General features: G+C 63.4%; 14 protein-coding genes, 2 tRNA genes and 1 pseudogene. 5 read left to right on the forward strand and 12 right to left on the reverse strand.

Annotated elements, in window-relative coordinates; translation table 11 throughout:
* The first annotated feature begins 107 nt into the window (after positions 1–107).
* A complete protein-coding gene (gene purT / locus ACP7DD_RS10685) occupies positions 108–1,322 on the forward strand; it encodes a formate-dependent phosphoribosylglycinamide formyltransferase (protein WP_426174790.1) in 1,215 nt (404 codons plus the stop codon).
* Between the two features lie 130 nt (positions 1,323–1,452).
* On the opposite strand, the gene ACP7DD_RS10690 is transcribed toward purT, so the two are convergent.
* From ACP7DD_RS10690 to ACP7DD_RS10700, 3 genes are all read right to left on the reverse strand, one after another.
* Entirely contained in the window at positions 1,453–1,665 is a 213-nt protein-coding gene (locus ACP7DD_RS10690; protein ID WP_426174791.1) for a hypothetical protein, read from the reverse strand.
* A 123-nt stretch (positions 1,666–1,788) separates the two neighbouring features.
* Positions 1,789–3,150: a hypothetical protein gene (locus tag ACP7DD_RS10695; protein ID WP_426174792.1), complete on the reverse strand. Its 1,362-nt coding sequence runs from the start codon at positions 3,148–3,150 to the stop codon at positions 1,789–1,791.
* 459 nt (positions 3,151–3,609) lie between these two features.
* Complete coding sequence (locus ACP7DD_RS10700; RefSeq protein ID WP_426174793.1) at positions 3,610–3,960, reverse strand: DUF5710 domain-containing protein; 351 nt, start codon at positions 3,958–3,960, stop codon at positions 3,610–3,612.
* Positions 3,961–4,555: 595 nt separating this feature from the next.
* On the opposite strand from ACP7DD_RS10700, the gene ACP7DD_RS10705 reads away from it, so the two are divergent.
* Positions 4,556–5,041, forward strand: coding sequence for a Dps family protein (locus ACP7DD_RS10705; RefSeq protein ID WP_426174794.1), 486 nt, complete (start codon positions 4,556–4,558; stop codon positions 5,039–5,041).
* A gap of 90 nt (positions 5,042–5,131) precedes the next feature.
* Here the strand turns inward: ACP7DD_RS10705 and ACP7DD_RS10710 are convergent, their stop codons facing one another.
* From ACP7DD_RS10710 to ACP7DD_RS10735, 6 genes are all read right to left on the reverse strand, one after another.
* Positions 5,132–5,416: a hypothetical protein gene (locus ACP7DD_RS10710; protein WP_426174795.1), complete on the reverse strand. Its 285-nt coding sequence runs from the start codon at positions 5,414–5,416 to the stop codon at positions 5,132–5,134.
* Between the two features lie 68 nt (positions 5,417–5,484).
* Positions 5,485–5,560: transfer RNA gene (locus ACP7DD_RS10715), tRNA-Asn, on the reverse strand.
* 52 nt (positions 5,561–5,612) lie between these two features.
* On the reverse strand, positions 5,613–6,497 hold the full coding sequence (locus ACP7DD_RS10720; protein WP_426174796.1) for a hypothetical protein: 885 nt from the start codon (positions 6,495–6,497) through the stop codon (positions 5,613–5,615).
* A 197-nt stretch (positions 6,498–6,694) separates the two neighbouring features.
* Positions 6,695–7,057 carry a hypothetical protein gene (locus ACP7DD_RS10725; RefSeq protein ID WP_426174797.1) on the reverse strand — a complete coding sequence of 121 codons (363 nt, stop codon included), beginning with the start codon at positions 7,055–7,057 and terminating at the stop codon, positions 6,695–6,697.
* Positions 7,058–7,180: 123 nt separating this feature from the next.
* Positions 7,181–7,256 (reverse strand) — tRNA-Asn (locus ACP7DD_RS10730).
* Between the two features lie 127 nt (positions 7,257–7,383).
* Complete coding sequence (locus tag ACP7DD_RS10735) at positions 7,384–8,598, reverse strand: aromatic amino acid transaminase (protein WP_426174799.1); 1,215 nt, start codon at positions 8,596–8,598, stop codon at positions 7,384–7,386.
* Between the two features lie 110 nt (positions 8,599–8,708).
* Between ACP7DD_RS10735 and uvrB the strand changes: the two genes are divergently transcribed.
* Complete coding sequence (gene uvrB / locus ACP7DD_RS10740) at positions 8,709–10,796, forward strand: excinuclease ABC subunit UvrB (RefSeq protein ID WP_426174800.1); 2,088 nt, start codon at positions 8,709–8,711, stop codon at positions 10,794–10,796.
* Between the two features lie 47 nt (positions 10,797–10,843).
* Here uvrB and ACP7DD_RS10745 read toward each other — a convergent pair whose 3' ends face one another.
* Both ACP7DD_RS10745 and ACP7DD_RS10750 read right to left on the reverse strand, forming a co-directional pair.
* A complete protein-coding gene (locus ACP7DD_RS10745; RefSeq protein WP_426174801.1) occupies positions 10,844–13,000 on the reverse strand; it encodes a PEP-CTERM sorting domain-containing protein in 2,157 nt (718 codons plus the stop codon).
* Positions 13,001–13,146: 146 nt separating this feature from the next.
* Positions 13,147–14,010: pseudogene (locus ACP7DD_RS10750) on the reverse strand (efflux RND transporter permease subunit); the annotation flags it as partial.
* Positions 14,011–14,307: 297 nt separating this feature from the next.
* Between ACP7DD_RS10750 and ACP7DD_RS10755 the strand changes: the two are divergent.
* Positions 14,308–14,934 (forward strand): intradiol ring-cleavage dioxygenase, encoded by a 627-nt coding sequence (locus ACP7DD_RS10755; protein ID WP_426174802.1) that lies wholly within the window; start codon positions 14,308–14,310, stop codon positions 14,932–14,934.
* A 59-nt stretch (positions 14,935–14,993) separates the two neighbouring features.
* Here the strand turns inward: ACP7DD_RS10755 and ACP7DD_RS10760 are convergent, their stop codons facing one another.
* Entirely contained in the window at positions 14,994–15,809 is an 816-nt protein-coding gene (locus tag ACP7DD_RS10760; RefSeq protein WP_426174803.1) for a hypothetical protein, read from the reverse strand.
* Between the two features lie 96 nt (positions 15,810–15,905).
* On the opposite strand from ACP7DD_RS10760, the gene ACP7DD_RS10765 reads away from it, so the two are divergent.
* Positions 15,906–17,972 carry a prolyl oligopeptidase family serine peptidase gene (locus tag ACP7DD_RS10765; protein WP_426174804.1) on the forward strand — a complete coding sequence of 689 codons (2,067 nt, stop codon included), beginning with the start codon at positions 15,906–15,908 and terminating at the stop codon, positions 17,970–17,972.
* The last annotated feature ends 274 nt before the right edge of the window (positions 17,973–18,246 follow it).

The following is an 18,246-nucleotide window of genomic DNA, read 5'->3' on the forward strand; positions in this document are numbered from 1 at the left end:
GTCAGACCCCTGCGGCGACCGGCCCGCTTTCTGCAAGCAGCCGGGCTCTTTGCTATAGTCACAGGTCTGCTGGCCACCCCGGCGCCAGCCGCTCAACACGCAAACTCATGACTCCTTCCCGCACGCTCGGTACCCCGCTGTCCCCTTCCGCCACCAAAGTCATGCTGCTCGGCTCCGGTGAACTCGGCAAGGAGGTGATCATCTCGCTGCAGCGACTGGGCGTCGAAGTCATCGCCGTCGACCGCTATCCGAACGCACCGGGGCACCAGGTGGCGCACCGCGCGCATGTGATCGACATGACCGACGGCGCCGCCCTGGCCGCGCTGATCGAACTGGAACAGCCGGACCTGGTGGTGCCGGAGATCGAAGCGATCGCCACCGGCATGCTGGCCGAACTGGAAGCGGCCGGCAAGATCACCTGCATCCCGACGGCGCGCGCGGCGCTGCTGACGATGAACCGCGAAGGCATCCGCCGCCTCGCCGCCGAAGAACTGGGGCTGGCCACGTCGCCGTATCACTTCGCCAGCAGCCTGGCCGAACTGGAACAGGGCTGCGCCGACGTCGGCTTTCCGTGCGTGATCAAGCCGGTGATGTCGTCGTCCGGCAAGGGCCAGTCGAAGGTCGACGGGCCGAGCGAGGTAGCGGCCGCGTGGGTCTACGCCGCAGCCGGCAGCCGGGTCGATGCCGGCCGCGTCATCGTCGAAGGCTTCATCGACTTCGACTACGAAATCACGCTGCTGACGGTGCGCGCGATCGGTGCCGGCGGCCAAGTCGAAACCCAGTTCTGCGAGCCGATCGGCCACCTGCAAGTGCATGGCGACTATGTCGAATCATGGCAGCCTCAGCCGATGCACCCGGCGGCGCTGCAGCGCGCCCGCGACATCGCCGAGAAGGTCACCGGCAACTTGGGCGGACTGGGCGTGTTCGGCGTGGAACTGTTCGTCAAGGACGACATGGTATGGTTCTCGGAAGTGAGCCCGCGTCCGCACGACACCGGCATGGTGACGATGGCCACCCAAGTGCAGAGCGAATTCGAGATTCACGCCAAGGCAGTGCTGGGATTGCCGGTCACGGTGGCGATGCGCGCGCCGGGCGCGTCGGCGGTCATTTACGGCCAGCACGACGCCAAGGGCATCGCCTTCGAAGGCGTGGCCGAGGCGCTCAGCGTTCCGGGTACCGACATCCGCCTGTTCGGCAAGCCCGAATCGTTCGCCCGCCGGCGCATGGGCGTGGCGCTGGCAACAGCCGACGATGTCGATACCGCGCGCACGCTCGCCAAGGCAGCGGCGGCAAAGGTCAAGCCGGTAGTGCCGCAAGCCTGACCGTCATTCCTCCTTGTGCGCGCACTCGGCCGCGACCGGTAGCGGCGCATGCGATTCCACCAATCGGCATGGTCGGCCGCCGGCTGATCGTCGGCGCCTGATCCGGCGTCGTCGCTCGCGGCCGGGTTCGCTATTTGCCGGGCGGACGGCCGCGCAAGGCGCGCAGGTCGAAGTAATTGCGCTCGCCGATCAACTTGACCAAGCGATCGCCGCTGGATGCCGGGCTGTCGTCGAGGATCGGACAGGTGATGTAATACAGCTTTCGAAATTTCGTCAGCTGTCCACCGTTGTGCTCATCATCGAAACGGGCGTAGCTCATGAAAGCCGCAGAAGACGTGTCCATGCCTGGGATCCCTCCAATGAAGTCGCAGCGGTATTGCCCAACAGCGCGGGTGCCTCCGCGCGGGGCGCGGCGCTATGTCACCGTTAACTGTGGGATCAGCGCCCTGCCCTGCGGCACGCGTTTTCAGCCTTCGGCAATGCGCTCGATTTGCCTGAGCACAGTGTCATCGGGCAAGCTGTAGACCGGGGCGAAGCCGCCGCCCGGCGTGCGGAAGTTGGTGGTCTGCCCCTGATACACCCGCGCCGCCGTCCATTGCACCTGGCCGGCGTACACGTAGCTGCGAATATCGAACTTGAGCGAGGTCGCATCGGCGCGTTCACCGCCGGCGCGCTCGCCGGGCCGCACCAGTGCCTGCGCGATGTAGTCGCCGGCCACGATGTCGCTCCACACGCCCTTGGTCAGCTTGTCTCCGCGGTAGGCGGCGCGCCCGCCGTAGCCGGCCAGAGGCTTGAAAAACAGCTGGCGGCGCTGCGTCCACAAACGGCCGGCATTTTCTTGCGTCACAAGTTCGGTGGCAGGAATGTTCGCGATGAGCACATCCTGAACCGCCTGCGGTACGCCCAGCGCCTGCAACTGCGCCGCACTCGTCAGTGTCGACAGGTTGCGTTTGTTGGCGTACAGCGCGTGTGCCTGCGGGTGCGGGGTCAACACGACAGCATTGGCCAGATACGCCGCACGCAGCGATGCCGAGTCCGGCAGTTCCAGCAAAAAGTCGGTCAGGCGGTTGTACACGAGGTCGATCGCGATGTCGTCGCGCCAGAGGACGCCGTCGCGAAATTCGAACGCGGCGGGGTCGGCGATGACCGCTGTCAACCCGTGGCGCTCGAACAATTGTTGGAACAGCAGGAACTCAGGGTAGAGATACTGGTCCTCGGGATGGGCATCGACGATCGCGATCGTGGCCAGCGCCTTGCCGCGATTCGACGCCGCCCACTCGGCGCGAAACATCGCCACGATGGCGTCTTCGAGCACGGCGCCGGACTCCACGGACGCGACCATCTGCGCGTCGGTTGAGCAGCACGCACGGTGCGCCTTGGCCATCGCCGCGTTGAGCATGGCGCCGCCGGCGTTGGTGTTTATTTCGATCAAGCCCACCGACTCGTCGCGCAAGTGAAAGTCGTAGCCGAAGAACACTCCCTTGGCGCCGCCAGGGTCGTGGCGGGCAATCTCCGGCGCATGGTCGAGCGCGAACTGGCGATAGGCCGGCATGGCGATCACCGATTCAATCGCGGCGATCACTTCAGCGATGCGTTTGGTTTGCGTCTCCGCGATGAACACCGGGCGCGACGAGAACAGGTAGGGACAGCGCTCGGTGACGAGCTCGAACACTTTTGCGTCGCCAAGTTCGGTCGACAAGGCGGCGCGCAAAGCGGCAACATCGAGACTGCTGCAAAAACATCCACTATTGAGTTGCTCGGCAAGTACCAGTCCGGAGGCGCCTTGTCCGCCGGAGGGGACGCCACAGCTGCTGTCGAAATTTTTCACGTGCGTTCCATATTCTGGCTGAAGTACCGTCATGCTGCCCTATTTTTCGGTTCCGCGTAGCCGCAGCGCGTTGGCGATGACCCCCGACGCAGCGTGGGGTCATTATGCTGATGCGTATGGTCCATAGCTATCTCATTGATTTGGGGCCCTGTAGAGTTGACAGCCTGCCATTCATCTATTGAACCTCAGACCCGATGCATATGGTTGGATCGGCGAATCTGGCTCCCAGATTGACTACAAATCTTGTTACCTTGCATGCTGGCAACTTCATGCTCTACTGCGTCAGAGTTCGACTCATCGAACAGCAACGTCATCGCATATGATTACCTTAGACTCTCCAACGGAGGGAAAGTCAAGCAATTCAGCACTTTTCAGATTCCCACAACTTGCGCTAAAGACCGAGCGCGGCAAACAAACGGACTGCCTTCCGAAGAAGACTTTTATCCCGGTACATGCGACCTATAAGGCTGTGATCACCAGCTTCACCGCGTCATGCGCCGCCAACCATCCGGACTTCACCAGCGCGGGGCGGCACTGCGCGCACTCCACGAACGGATTGCAGTCGTGCTCCAGTACGATGTAGTGCGCGCCCAGGGTCGGTTTGCCGACATATGAATCGACCTTCGCCAGTGTCATCTTCCCGGCGCCGGTCGCGGGCTGTGGCCCGGCGCCGTCATCGGCCCACCACTGTTCGAACGGGGCGGCGTCTGCACCGTCGGGCACGTACCATGCTTTGCGTTGAGCGTTCCAGCGCGCTCCCAGGGCTTTCGCCTGGTCCTTTTCCGCATACGGCACTTTCAACATCTTCATTTGCTTCACTCCCTTCGTTGATGTCACGCAGTCTAGCGCACGCCCCACAGAATTGCTGGCTGAACGCAGCCGCCGACGCCATCTTCGGCCAATCAACCATGCCGGTAAGAAAAAGGGAGGCACAATGGAACGCTTCATTCGCATTCACCGCCCTGCCCTGCGCAAGGTCTGGGAATGCGCTCATATCGAACGCTCAGCCTCGCCCCTTTGCTCGACGATGTCGTGCCCTGCCCGCTCGCGATCGCCGCCGGGGACATGCGCTCCTCTGCCACGCTCCGTGCAATCCAACTCTATTTGACGACACAAGGTTAGATCATCCTGAATGTTATCGGTTCACTGCTCTGCTGGTAGGGGCGCACAAGGTCGGCGACATGGCGCTGGTGATCAGCGCGGCGCCGGCAGCCGGGACGACGCATGCGCCTGCGGCAGCCGGGCGAGATTCTCAAGCTGACGCTGCGCTCGGCTCAGCCGGCTGGCCGGGACGCGCCGCGCGTCGCTATCGTTCCACAGCAATGAAGGCGGCCGTTGATCCCAAAGCGCGCACGCACTGATGCGATTACAATGAAAGCCCAAGTCTTCCGGAAGGAGTTACACCATGGATGAGAAAGCCGCCAAGATCGATATCGGCCTATCCGATGAAAGTCGCGCCAGCATTGCCGCCGGTCTGTCCGGCTTGCTTGCTGATAGCTATACGCTTTACCTGATGACCCACAACTTCCACTGGAACGTCAAAGGGCCGATGTTCAACAGCCTGCACCAGATGTTCATGACGCAGTACACCGAACAATGGACTGCGTTAGACCTGGTTGCAGAACGTATCCGTGCGTTGGGCTATCCCGCGCCGGGAACCTATTCCGAATTCGTCAAGCTGGCGACGATCAAGGAAGTCGAGGGTGTGCCAAAAGCCATGGACATGGTGCGGCACCTGGTCACAGCGCAGGAGGCGACCGCGCGAACCGCACGCAAGCTGTTGCCTTTAGTCAGTGGAGCAGACGACCAACCAACCGCCGACTTGCTGGCGCAGCGCCTCGACGTGCACGAGAAAACTGCCTGGATGCTGCGCAGCCTGCTGGAAGAGTAAAAGTTCAAACGACTGTTCGAAAAAAACCACGATTCCTCGTGGTTTTTTTGCGTTCCCGCTGCCGACGCCGGCGCCATAGGCGCGATCCGGTCAGGTCAGCCCGAGACGGCTGCGCGCGGCCGCCAGCAGCGCCGCATCGTAGGGATGCAGGTTTTCGAGAAACAGCATCTCGGCCTGCGCCGGCTCGTCCAGGCACATGTCGAGCATCACGGGGCCATCGTCCGCGACGCCGAGAAACTCCTTGCTCCAGCGGTTTTTGCGATGGGTGCGCAAGACGTCGCAGCCCAGCTCCGCCAGCGGCACGGCAACGCCGGCGGCCACTGCCGCCAACTGCCATTCATCCCAGAATTCCACATTTTTCGCGAGATCGCTCATTCGTTGTCCAAATCAATAAAACTGCACAAGAAAAAAGGGCCACATCTCGCGATGCAGCCCCTGTATTCTGGCTCCCCGACCTGGACTCGAACCAGGGACCTGCGGATTAACAGTCCGTCGCTCTACCAACTGAGCTATCAGGGAAAAGAGCGCGAATTATAGCTGCCGGCGCGGAGAATGACTAGCCCTCGTGCAATCAGGCGGCCGCGCCGTGCGTGCGTGCTGCAAGCGCGCGCACGACCGCATCGACGAACGCGGCGGGCTGGTCGACGTACAGCGCGATGCGCCGCCTGCTGATGTCGCGCGGCGAGTCGAACGCCGTGATCGCGAGCGGCGTCTCGCCCGTCAGTTCGATCAGCACGTTCGGTCGCTCGCCTGGCGACAGGGTCCACACCTGCCCATCGGAAGCCTGAGCGACGCCGCCTCCGAGCACGCTGCACCGCGCGATGTCGCCGAGCGCAACCGCGCCGGAGCCGCGCATGCCGGCGTCCAGCATCAGCTGGCCCTGGTCGATACGATGGCCGCCCTCCTTCAGCCGACGGCGCCAGCCAAAGATCCAAATTTCCGCGTACAGCAGCGCGAAGCCGGCGCCGCCGAACCACAGCGCGCGCGGCCAGAAGCCGCTGATCCACATCGGCAGGAACGTGACGGCTACGGCGGCCAACATGGCCACCAGCATCAGCGCGATCGTCGACACGATGGCGCTGCGCGGCCCGCCGGCCACGGAAAACTCGCCGGCCGGCACCAGCGGCCTCGCGGTGACGGTTCGCCAGGCGCCGCGGTAGGCCAGCTTCTCCATCTGATAAAAGCCGCGGCTCCACGGTGGCATCGATGCCGTCGTCAGCTGGTCGAGAGTTTTGATGTTGACGCCGCTCTGCGTGTGCGTGCGAACGTTCGCGTAGCCGCGCTTGAGCGCCATTGCCAGACGCAGCACCACCCACGCCGTCAGCAGCCACCCGGCCGCTAGCCATACCGTTGCGCCGCCAGTCTCGGACACCTTGTGGCGCACCAGATAGCCCAGGCCAACGACCACGATTGCCTGGATGACGTTCTTGACGATGCGCGCCTTCTTCGATTTCATATATTTCCAATGGACAATGAAACGCTCATCTGGGGCAAGATGGTTATTTGGCAAGTGAGCACCCGAAAAAAAACCACGATCGTCTCGTGGTGGCTGTTGAAGTTGCTGGGGTCAGGTCTGACATTCGGACATTTTTCCGGCGAAATGTCCGAATGTCAGACCTGACCCCAGCGTTCTCAAGCTTAGGTGGAGGCGGATCAGGTGTCGCTCGGCGGCGCCATGTCGGACGGCTTTTGGTTGCCGCCGGTTTCAGGCACGCCCATGCCGGTCTTGCCGGCGCTACCCTGGTGGCTGTGGGTGTCGACCGGACCGCGCGTGGTGGCAGTGGCCGCCGTGCCGGCGCCTTCGGGCACGTCGTCGCTGTCAGTGCGCGCGTCGTGCGGCGATGGCGCGTCGCTGTTGGTGTCGTCAAGACTGCGCGTCATCTGGGCGCCGCCGCTGCCGCCACTGTCGCGTTGCGAGCCGTCCTGCTCCTGTGGCATGCCCTGACCGTCGTTTTCGGAGCCGACCCCGACCGAGGCGTCACCAGGGTGACCTCCTGCTGCATTTTGCGTTCCCATGGCGATTCCTTTCACGATTCGTTGTAAATGCACAGTGTGCAAGTGTGGAAGAAGGCTAACAGGATTGGGAAATAAGCGGCGGACGAAAAAAAACCACGATTTCTCGTGGTTTTTTCTGTATTCTGGCTCCCCGACCTGGACTCGAACCAGGGACCTGCGGATTAACAGTCCGTCGCTCTACCAACTGAGCTATCAGGGAAAAGAGGCAACATTATATATTCCCGAAACCGCCCTGTCAAACTTCTGACTACACCGCGACGACCACTGCAATATGACTCTGCTGCCCTTTCGAATCGCTGTTTCCGGCGATCCGAAGAAGCAAGATCTTAAAGGACTTTCGCAATCGCGTCAATGACGAGATCAATATTTTTGGAGTTCAGCGCAGCGACGCAAATGCGACCGGTGTCGACCGCGTAAATCGATTCGTCGCGCAGTTTGCCGACCTGATCCTTGGTCAGGCCCGAGTACGAAAACATGCCAACCTGCGCGCGGACGAATTCGAAATCGCGCCCAGGCGCCTTTTCTTTCAGCTTGCGCACCAGCTCGCCACGCATCTCCTTGATGCGCACGCGCATGCCGGCCAGCTCGTCTTCCCACAGCTGGCGCAGTTCTGGCGTGTTGAGCACGGTGGCGACGACCTTGCCGCCGTGCAGCGGCGGGTTCGAGTAATTGGTGCGCACCACGCGCTTGAGCTGCGACATCACGCGGCCGGCCTCTTCGGCGCTGGCAGCGACGACGCTGAGCGCGCCGACGCGCTCGCCGTACAGCGAAAACGACTTCGAGAACGAGTTCGACACCAGCAGCGCGCCGCCGGCCGCGGCAAAGCGGCGCACCACGCCGCCGTCTTCGGCGATGCCGGCGCCAAAGCCCTGGTAGGCCATGTCGAGGAAGGGAATCAGGCCGCCGGCGATGACCGCCTCGATGACCTGGTCCCATTGCGCGGAAGTGATGTCGGCGCCGGTCGGGTTGTGGCAGCACGCGTGCAGCACGACGATCGAACTGGCCGGCATGGCCTTCAGCGACGCGAGCATGCCGTCGAAATCGACGCCATGGGTCGCTGCGTCGTAATATTTGTAATTACCGACCGTGAAACCGGCGCTTTCGAACAGGGCGCGGTGGTTTTCCCAGCTTGGGTCGCTGATGAATACCTGCGCGCCTTCCGGGGCGAAGCGCTTGAGGAAATCGGCGCCGATTTTCAGCGCGCCGGTACCGCCTACCGCCTGCACCGTCACCGCGCGCTTCTCTTGAATAATGGCGCTGTCGGCCCCAAATACGAGTTCCTGCACCGCCTTGTCGTACGCGGCCAGCCCTTCGATCGGCAGATAGGTGCGCGGCGACTGCTGTTCTATCATCAGTGCCTCGGCCTTGCGCACACACGCCAGCAGCGGAACCTTGCCGTTGTCGTCATAATAGACGCCGACGCCGAGGTTGATTTTCGCTGGATTGGTATCGGCATTGAAGGCTTCGGTAATCCCCAGGATAGGATCGCGCGGGGCCATGGCAATGGTACTGAAGATACTGGCGGGTGCTGTAGAAGTCATCGTGGTTTAAACTTGATAATCGGCTGGTTCGCAGCAGGGTTGTATAGACAGCGCCCCAGTGAACTGCGGGGGTCGCAAGCGGACTCCCATTCTAACAAAGGTCTGAAAGTATGGCAGAACTATCCCTCGCAAATGACCCGGCGCCGACCGTGATCACCTTCCCCGATTCGCCATTCAAGCTGCATCAGCCGTTCGCGCCGGCCGGCGACCAGCCGACCGCGATCGCCGGCCTGGTTGAAGGCATCAACGACGGCTTGTCGTTCCAGACCCTGCTCGGGGTGACCGGATCGGGCAAGACATACACGATGGCGAACGTGATCGCCCAGTGCGGCCGGCCGGCGATCGTCTTCGCGCCGAACAAGACGCTGGCGGCGCAGCTGTATGCGGAATTTCGCGAGTTCTTCCCGCAAAACGCGGTCGAGTATTTCGTCAGTTATTACGACTACTATCAGCCGGAAGCGTACGTGCCGCAGCGCGACCTGTTCATCGAAAAGGACTCGTCGATCAACGAGCATATCGAGCAGATGCGCCTGTCGTGCACCAAGTCGCTGATGGAACGGCGCGACGTGATTATCGTCGCCACCGTATCGGCCATTTACGGTATCGGTAATCCGAGCGAATACCACCAGATGATCCTGACCTTGCGCGCCAAAGACAAGGTCGCGCAGCGCGACGTGATCGCGCGCCTGATCCAGATGCAGTACACGCGCAATGAAGTCGACTTCGGCCGCGGCACCTTCCGCGTGCGCGGCGACACCATCGACATCTTCCCGGCCGAGCATGCCGAGCTGGCCATCCGCGTCGAGATGTTCGACGACGAGATCGAGTCGCTGCAGCTGTTCGACCCGCTGACCGGGCGCGTGCGCCAGAAGATCCCGCGCTTTACCGTGTACCCGGGCTCGCACTACGTCACCCCGCGCAGCACCGTGCTGCGGGCGATCGAATCGATCAAGCTCGAACTGCGCGACCGGCTCGAATATTTCCGCACGGAGAACAAGCTGATCGAAGAGCAGCGCCTCGAGCAGCGCACCCGCTTCGACCTCGAGATGATGGCCGAGATCGGCTTTACGAAAGGCATCGAGAACTATTCGCGCCACCTGTCGGGCGCGATGCCGGGCGAGCCGCCGCCGACGCTGGTCGACTACCTGCCGAAGGACGCGCTGATGTTCCTCGACGAGTCGCACGTGCTGGTCGGCCAGCTCAATGCGATGTACAACGGCGACCGTTCGCGCAAGACCAACCTGGTCGACTATGGTTTCCGACTGCCGTCGGCGCTGGACAACCGGCCGCTCAAGTTCGAGGAATTCGAGGGCAAGCTGCGCCAGACCGTGTTCGTCTCGGCCACGCCGGCCGACTATGAAAAGACGCATGCCGACAATGTCGTCGAGCAAGTGGTGCGACCGACCGGCCTGGTCGACCCGCAGATCATCGTGCGGCCGGCGATGACGCAGGTGGACGACCTGATGTCGGAAATCCAGGACCGCGTCAAGAAGGACGAGCGGGTGCTGGTGACGACCTTGACCAAGCGCATGGCCGAGCAGCTGACCGAGTATCTGTCCGACCACGGCATCAAGGTACGCTACCTGCACAGCGACATCGAGACGGTGGAGCGCGTCGAAATTCTGCGCGACTTGCGGCTGGGCACGTTCGACGTGCTGGTCGGCATCAACCTGCTGCGCGAGGGCCTCGACTTGCCGGAGGTGTCGCTGGTGGCGATTCTCGACGCCGACAAGGAGGGCTTCCTGCGTTCGGAGCGCAGCCTGATCCAGACGATCGGGCGCGCCGCGCGTAACCTCAACGGCGTGGCGATTCTGTATGGCGACAAGGTGACCGACTCGATGCGCCTTGCCATCGACGAAACCGAACGCCGTCGCACCAAGCAGATCGCCTACAACCTCGAGCGCGGCATCACGCCGATCGGCATCAAGAAGGCGATCCGCGACATGATCGACGGCGTGTACAGCCCGCAGCAGGCGCGCGAGACGCTCGGCGCCGAAGCCGAGGCCGCCAAGGTCGAGTCGATGAGCGAAAAGCAGATCAGCAAGGAGATCAAGCGGTTAGAGAAGCTGATGGTCGATCACGCGCGCAACCTGGAGTTCGAGAAAGCGGCGCAGGTGCGCGATCAGTTGCACGTGCTCAAGCAGCAGGCGTTCGGCGCGCCGGGTACCGATAACGTGGTGTCGATGCTGGGCAAGTAGGCCAGCGAAACGCACACGCCCACCGACTGCAGCCAGTGGGCCGATCGCTACACGGTGAACTTTTCCGACCAGCGTGGGCGGCGCCGGCGCCGGCTGCCCATCAGCGCCAGCCCGGCCACGACCATCATCCACGCATGCGGCTCCGGCACGGCCGAGGCGATCGGATCGAGCAGGACATTGGTGCACAGCGCGTCCCTGCACGCCAGCGCCAGGATCTGATCGGCATCGTTGATGTCTTTTGCCGACACGATCGTCCATCCCAGTGCCGGGTCGATCAAGGTGTTGATGTCGACCATGCCAGAGCCGCCGTACAGGAATCCATGCGAGTCAAAGGGCAAGTCGAAGTTCCATTCCGATGCGCCGACGACGATGCCGCCATTGTTCAGGCCGAGCGCGCTGGCGCGGATGCCGTTGCCGAGAAAGCCGAGGTCGGCCATCACGCCGCCATCAAACAGGAAGGCATGCCCCTCGCCCGATTTGACATCCGGCGTCGTCTCCGCCATGCCGACCACTTGGCCGGCCTCGTTGATGTCATATGCTTCGCTAATCAAGCCGCCAAGGCCGCCAAGATCGCGCAGCTGCCCGTCCCGGAAGACGATCGCGGTCCTGGTCGGATTGATGAAGTCGGTCGAATCGATGGTGGCGATGCCGGCCACCTGGCCCTGGTTGTTGATCGCCGAGGCGCTGCTCCAGTCGCCACCCAGGGTCGGGATGATGCGCACGATGCCGTCGCTGTAGATGAAGCCGCGCGCCCTTTCGCCGGGCCCATAGAAAGCATTGCCGGCTGCCTGGCCGGCATCGTTGAGCGCGGACACGTAGTTGAAGTCCCAGATCCCGAGCCGGCCGATATTGCGCAGCGCGTCGGGCGAATAGAGGTAGCCATCGCCTTCCCAGCCCAGGCCAATGTGACCACGGCTGTTGATCGCCGTGCCGAAGCTGCCGGGCGCAAGCGCACTGAGGTCGCGCGTGGCCGTCGTGCTCCAGATGGCAGCAGCGTTGTTGAACGTGCCGACCACCTGGCCGGCGTTGTTGATATTTACCGCCTGAAAGTCGGCCGGCAACAAACGCAGCGTGTAGACCGGATCGGCCAGCGCGGCCAGCGGACTGGCCAGCAAAGCGAGCAATAGCGGGCGGGCCGCTTGCCTGCGCTTGCGCCATGCCAGCAGGCCAAGACCGGCGATCAGCATTGTCCAGGCGCCCGGTTCTGGCACAGGCGGCATCAGGTCGAGCCGCACGGCGCGGCATTCGAAGGTATCGCCCAGGCACGCCCTGCCGAGGATCTGGCGCTGGTCGTTGATGTCGGTAGCCGACACGATGCGCCAACCGGACGCCGGATCGATCAGCGCGTTCAGGTCGACCATCGCGCCGTCGTCGTACAGGAAGGCGTGGTAGTCGAAGCCGGCGCCACTGCTGACATCGGACATGCCGACGACCGCGCCGGCATTGTTCAGGCCGAAAGCGTGGCCGGAACTGCCGCCGAGCGAGCCCAGGTTGACCATGCCGGCGCCATCGGTAAAGAGGAAGGGCCGCTCCTCGCCGGCGATGCCGGTACTCGACCAGCCGGCAACCTGGCCGCCATCATTGATATCGTTGCCTTCGCTGACCGACCCGCCCAGCGTGCCCAGGCTGCGCACAGTGCCGAGGAAATCGTAGATATACGCGGTGCGCGCAGGGTTGCTCAAGTCGCCAGGGCCCGGCAGGCTGGCGAAACCGGTGACCTGGCCGGCGTTGTTGATGGCATTGCCGAAATCCTGATAGCCATTGAACGCGCGTATCGTGGCCAGGCCGCCGTCGACATACACGAAGGCGCGCGTTTCCGCCGATCCTTCGAACTGGCGCACCGTGCCCGATACGCGCCGAGCGTCGTTGATGCCGGTTGCCCAGTTGCGCGAGCCGGACGCATCGATCGTCTCGACCACGCCGCCCGAATAGATGAATCCCTGGATACCGAGGCGGCCGGCGACGTCGCCGTTGTTGTTGATCGCCAGGCCCTCGGCGCCGGGCAGGAAATAGGCCACCGACGTCGGGCTCCACACCGCCGCGCCGCCACCGGCGCTGCCGACCACCTGGCCGGCGTTGTTGACGGCGGACGCGTAAAAGCCGTCGGGCAGCAACGTCAGCGTGTAGATGGGGTCGGCAACGGCTGCCAGCGGTGCGGCGAGCAGCGGCAGCAGCAGCTTGCGTAAAACATTTCGGATGGACATGGGGTTCCCCGTGGATGGCAGATACATAATCATGTTGTAAATGCCACGCGGGAGTGTGCGCTAGGTCAGCCGTGTTGAAGAAGCGCTGAAAACTGGTGGCCGCACACCGCACGGCCTGCTGACGATGATGGTGCTGGCGCCACGCCTTAGCGGCGGTCGGTATCCGGCACCGGATCCTCGCCCGGATGGTAGGGACCCGCACAGGCGTCGATCTCGGCGCGCTGCTGCGCGGCGCGGGCACGGCGGCGCGCCGTAGTGCCGCGCAGCAGGACGTAGAACACCGGCGTGAGGAAGATGCCGAGGGCGGTCACGCCGAGCATGCCGGAAAACACGGCGATGCCGATCGCGCGGCGCATCTCGGCGCCGGCGCCGCTGCTGACGATCAGCGGCGTGACGCCGGCGCAAGACGCGATCGACGTCATCAGGATCGGCCGCAGCCGCAGGCGTGCCGCCTCCACCGTGGCGGCCAGCGTATCCCTGCCCTGCTCTTCCAGGTCCTTGGCAAACTCGACAATCAGGATGGCGTTCTTGCAGGCCAGTCCGACCAGCACCACCAGCGCCACTTGCGTAAAAATATTCAGGTCGCCCGGCTGCTGAAAAAACGGCAGGCTCGAGATCCACACGCCCAGCAGCGCCGACAAAATGCACATGGGCACGATCAGCACGATGGCCAGCGGCAAGGTCCAGCTTTCATACTGCGCCGCCAGCACCAGCATCACCCGCACCAGCGACAGGGCCAGCACCGCCGCCAGCGTCGGAATGGCAACGTTGGCGCCTGGAATGTGGACGTCGCGCGTCAGGCGGTCCTGGTACGTCAGCTCGGTCCATTCGTAGCTCATGCCGCGCGGCAGCGTGCCGGCCAGCAAGCGCTCGATCTCGGCTTCGGCCTGGCCGCTCGAAAAGCCCGGCTTGGCCGCGCCGTTGATGTCGGCCGACGGGATGCCGTTGTAGCGCGTCACCCGGGTCGGGCCGAACGTGTCGTCGACCTTCATCAGCGCGCCCAGCGGCACGCGTGACGGGCGCTACCGACACCGGCGGCGCGGCGCCGGCGCCGGGGCCGTGCGCCGGGTCCTGCTTCGGGCCGCAGCCGGCAGCGACCGCGGCGAGCACGGCAAGCATCACCAGCAGCAGTATGCGCAAGCTCCCAACGAACATCGATGCCTCCGGGATGGAAAAACGTGATGCAACGAATCGGCGCGTGACGTTTCATGTAGGTTGGAGTTGGGCGGCGGGCGTTGGTTCGGCCAGAACGGCCGACCGTTGCGGTGGATTCGCTATACTTCAAAAAGTGATGACGGGAGAGCGAGATGGAGCGCCGTACTTTATTGAAAACGCTGTTGGCAGGCGCGCTCGCTGGCAGCGTTCAGGTGGCGCTGGCGCAGCGCCTGGCCGCGACGCAGCGCCAGACCGAAGGACCGTTCTATCCGGACAGGCTGCCGCTGGACCAGGACAACAACCTGGTGAACATCGCAGGCCACAGCAAGCCGGCCGCCGGCGAAGTGACCGAGCTGACGGGGCACATCCTCGACCTGGACGGCAAGGCGCTGCGGGGCGTGACGATCGAAATCTGGCAGGTCGATAACAACGGCCACTACAGCCATTCGGGCGATGCGGGCGCCGGCAACGATCCGAATTTCCAGGGCTTCGGCCGCTTCGAAACCGGCCAGAGCGGCGAATACCGGTTCAGGACGATCAAGCCGGTACCGTATCCGGGGCGCACCCCACATATCCACGTCAAGCTCCGCAAGGGCGGCAGGGAGTTGCTCACCACGCAAATGTACGTTCAGAGCCATCCACTGAATGAACGCGATGGAGTGCTGAGAAGTATCCGCGACGCCAAACAGCGCGCGGCCCTCATGGTACCGTTCGTGCCTGGCAAGGAGCGCCCTGGCGAATTGGCGGCACGTTTCGATATTGTGCTGGCGCACGTATGATGCATGCTCCAATTCCTTCAGAGGTTCGCTTTGTCTACTGATTACTGGTCCTGCATTGCTCAGGGCACCGTCAGTTGAATCGGGAACTGCTTCTTGCCGGTCCACCGGCCCGTCACTTGCGATCCGGTGACGACCAGCTTCAACGAGGCGCCGGCCGTTTTCTCCTCGACCAGCTTGTCCGTCAGCGTCAGCTCGTTGCGCTCGCGCTTGCCGGCGAGCGGAATCGGTTTACCGACCTTGTCGTAAAGGTAGAAGCCGTCGATGGCGTCGCCACTCTCGTTTCTGAGCTTCATCGTGATGGCGATGTTGCCGTTCAGTTGGCCGCGCAGCAGCTGGCCGTAGATGCTGCTTGCCTTGGCCGCACCTTCGCCAAGCAGCAGGGATTTTCCGTAAACGGTCAGGTGCGGACGCAGCCTGGCATACGGCACCGTGATGCTGACATCGCCGACGTCGTCGAGGGCGCGCATCGCATGGTTGCTGCATCGCCCGGATGTGAGCACCAGCGCCTGGTTCGCATGTTGCTGAGTGTAGTAACTCAATGCAGTGGCAAGCGCGGCTTGGTCCGCCAGCGTGCCCTGTTCCCGGACTGCGCACTCGAGGTTGAGTTCCCGGCGTTCGTTCAGGTCTCCCAGCACTTCTTTCGACAAGTGCTTGCGTTTGGCCGCTTTCGTTATTGCGGCAATTTCCGCCAGCTGTTTTTTGAACCGGCTCAGCCGCTCGGTGGCCATTCGACGGGCGAGGTCGCGCTTGCCGGCGGGGGTGAGGATGTCGTCGTCGTTCACCCTGCGACCCGTCGATGTGTCGTAGTGACGAATCTCGTGGTAGGTCTCGCAATAGGCGCCGCAGCCTTCGATCTGGAAGTTAACGGAAAGCACCGGGCCGCTTTCGCCGGCAACGGCTGATAGGGAAATTGGTATGATGTCCGGCTACCGGCCACGAGCCGGAATTTTTCACATCATCGGAGACACCGCATGAGATTACGTTTGCTGGTTTTAGGAGCCGCCATGGTGGCGGGCGGAGCGCTCGCCGCGCCGCGCGGATTTACCGTGGAAGACATGGTCAACATGGAGCGCGTCGGCAGCCCGGTGCTCTCGCCAGACGCCACGCGCCTGGTCTACACCGTGCGCCGCACCGACATGGGCAAGAACCGCGGCCAGACCGACCTGTGGCTGCTGGACCTGCGCACGCCGAAAGCGGCGCCGCAGCGTCTGACGCAGGCCGACTCCAGCAGCAGCGATCCCGAATGGTCGCCGAATGGCGACGCCATCTATTTCCTGTCGGGCCGATCGGGCAGCTCGCAGGTGTGGCGCCTGCCGCTCGGCGGCGGCGAAGCCGGCAGGGTCACCGACCTGCCGCTCGATGTCGACAATTTCCGGCTGTCGCCGCAGGGCGACCGCATCGCGCTGAGCCTGGCCGTGTTCCGCGATTGCGCCGACCTGGCGTGCACCACCAGGCGGCTGTCCGATCAGGTCAAGGGCAAGTCGAGCGGGCGCGTGTACGACCGCCTGTTCGTGCGCCACTGGGACACCTGGGGCGACCAGCGCAACGCGGTGCTGTATTCGGCGCCGATCGACAGCAGCGGGCGCGTGAGCGCCGTGCCGGTCAGCCTGTCCGGTTCGCTCGATGGCGACGTGCCGTCGAAGCCGTTCGGCGACAAGGATGAATACCGCTTCAGCCCGGACGGCACGACGGTCGTGTTCGCCGCGCGCATCGCCGGCAAGACCGAGTCGTGGTCGACCAACTTCGACGTGTTCGAGGTGCCTGCCGCGGGCGGCACGCCGCGCAACTTGTCGGCGGACAATCCGGCGTGGGATTCAAAGCCGACCTATTCGCCGGACGGGCGCACCCTCGCCTACCTGGCGATGAAGCGTCCGGGCTTCGAGGCCGACCGCTTCCAGCTGGTGCTGCGCGATGTGGCCACCGGCAAGAAGCGCATGCTGGCCGACAGCTGGGACCGTTCAATCGCGGACTTCCGCTGGGCGCCGGACGGCAAGACGCTGCTGGCGACCGCCGACGACATCGGCCAGCATCGGCTGTTCGCCATCGACGCGCAAAGCGGCAAGGTCACGCCGATGAGCGGCAACGGCTACGTCGGCGCGTTCGACGTGCAGCGCGACACCATCGTGATGACCCAGGCGAACCTGGCGTCGGGCGCGCAGCTGTTCAAGCGTTCGGCCAAGATCGGCGCGGAAGCGATGACGCAACTGACAACGCTCAATGCCGCGGCGCTGACGGACGTGCGCATGGGCGAGTCGGAGCAGTTTTCGTTCGCCGGCGCCAACGGCGAGACGGTGTACGGCCACGTGATGAAGCCATGGAACGCCGCGCCGGGCGTGAAGTATCCGGTGGCGTTCATCGTGCATGGCGGGCCGCAGGGCAGCTTCGGCAACAGCTGGAGCTACCGCTGGAATCCGCAGGTGTATGCGGGCGCCGGCTATGCCACCGTGTTCATCGATTTTCACGGTTCGACCGGCTATGGCCAGGGTTTTACCGATTCGATCAGCGGCGACTGGGGCGGCGCGCCGCTGGAAGACCTGAAGAAAGGCCTGGCCGCGGCCGGCGCCAAGTATCCATGGCTGGATACGTCGAAGAGCTGCGCGCTGGGCGCATCGTACGGTGGCTACATGATGAACTGGATCCAGGGTAACTGGACCGACGGTTTCAAGTGCATCGTCAACCATGACGGCGTGTTCGATAACCGCTCGATGTATTACGGCACCGAGGAGCTGTGGTTTAACGAATGGGAAAATGGCGGCAGCTATTTCGCGGTGCCGGAGAAGCACGAGAAATTCAATCCGGTGCATCACGTGACGAAGTGGAAAACGCCAATGCTGGTGATCCACGGCGAGAAGGATTACCGTATTCCGGTGAGCCAGGGAATCGGCGCATTCACCGCGCTGCAGCGCCAGGGCGTTGACAGCAAGCTGCTGGTGTTCCCCGATGAGAATCACTGGGTGCTGAAGCCGGCTAATTCGGTGCTGTGGCATCGCACGGTGATCGACTGGCTGGATGCGTATCTGAAGCCTGCCGCGAAGTAAGGCTGCAGGATAACAAGCCGCGCTCCAGTCCATGCGACTGCGGCGCGGCTTTTTCGGCTGGACGTAAGCACAATTTGAAGCCACTGTCCCACGCACGTCATCTTCGCGAATTCGGGGGTCCAATTTTTGCGAGTCAACCAAGGCAAATGCACATTGAAATAAAGCCAACAATGTCTCGCGAAACGGGGCCCCCGCGTTCGCGAGGAGTCGGTCCTGCCAATGGCAGGGCGACGTCAAGATTTGTCGACGATGTTTTGCTTTGGGATTTCTGAGA

This window comes from Massilia sp. TWR1-2-2 (genome assembly GCF_049897565.1).
Taxonomy (GTDB): Bacteria; Pseudomonadota; Gammaproteobacteria; order Burkholderiales; family Burkholderiaceae_D; genus JAFCUW01.

Bases quoted from the DNA above. Each gene is read 5' to 3' on its own strand.
- purT (WP_426174790.1), top strand. From the start codon at position 108: ATGACTCCTTCCCGCACGCTCGGTACCCCGCTGTCCCCTTCCGCCACC.
- ACP7DD_RS10690 (WP_426174791.1), bottom strand. From the start codon at position 1,665: ATGGACACGTCTTCTGCGGCTTTCATGAGCTACGCCCGTTTCGATGAT.
- ACP7DD_RS10700 (WP_426174793.1), bottom strand. From the start codon at position 3,960: ATGAAGATGTTGAAAGTGCCGTATGCGGAAAAGGACCAGGCGAAAGCC.
- ACP7DD_RS10705 (WP_426174794.1), top strand. From the start codon at position 4,556: ATGGATGAGAAAGCCGCCAAGATCGATATCGGCCTATCCGATGAAAGT.
- ACP7DD_RS10710 (WP_426174795.1), bottom strand. From the start codon at position 5,416: ATGAGCGATCTCGCGAAAAATGTGGAATTCTGGGATGAATGGCAGTTG.
- ACP7DD_RS10720 (WP_426174796.1), bottom strand. From the start codon at position 6,497: ATGAAATCGAAGAAGGCGCGCATCGTCAAGAACGTCATCCAGGCAATC.
- ACP7DD_RS10725 (WP_426174797.1), bottom strand. From the start codon at position 7,057: ATGGGAACGCAAAATGCAGCAGGAGGTCACCCTGGTGACGCCTCGGTC.
- ACP7DD_RS10735 (WP_426174799.1), bottom strand. From the start codon at position 8,598: ATGACTTCTACAGCACCCGCCAGTATCTTCAGTACCATTGCCATGGCC.
- uvrB (WP_426174800.1), top strand. From the start codon at position 8,709: ATGGCAGAACTATCCCTCGCAAATGACCCGGCGCCGACCGTGATCACC.
- ACP7DD_RS10745 (WP_426174801.1), bottom strand. From the start codon at position 13,000: ATGTCCATCCGAAATGTTTTACGCAAGCTGCTGCTGCCGCTGCTCGCC.
- ACP7DD_RS10755 (WP_426174802.1), top strand. From the start codon at position 14,308: ATGGAGCGCCGTACTTTATTGAAAACGCTGTTGGCAGGCGCGCTCGCT.
- ACP7DD_RS10765 (WP_426174804.1), top strand. From the start codon at position 15,906: ATGAGATTACGTTTGCTGGTTTTAGGAGCCGCCATGGTGGCGGGCGGA.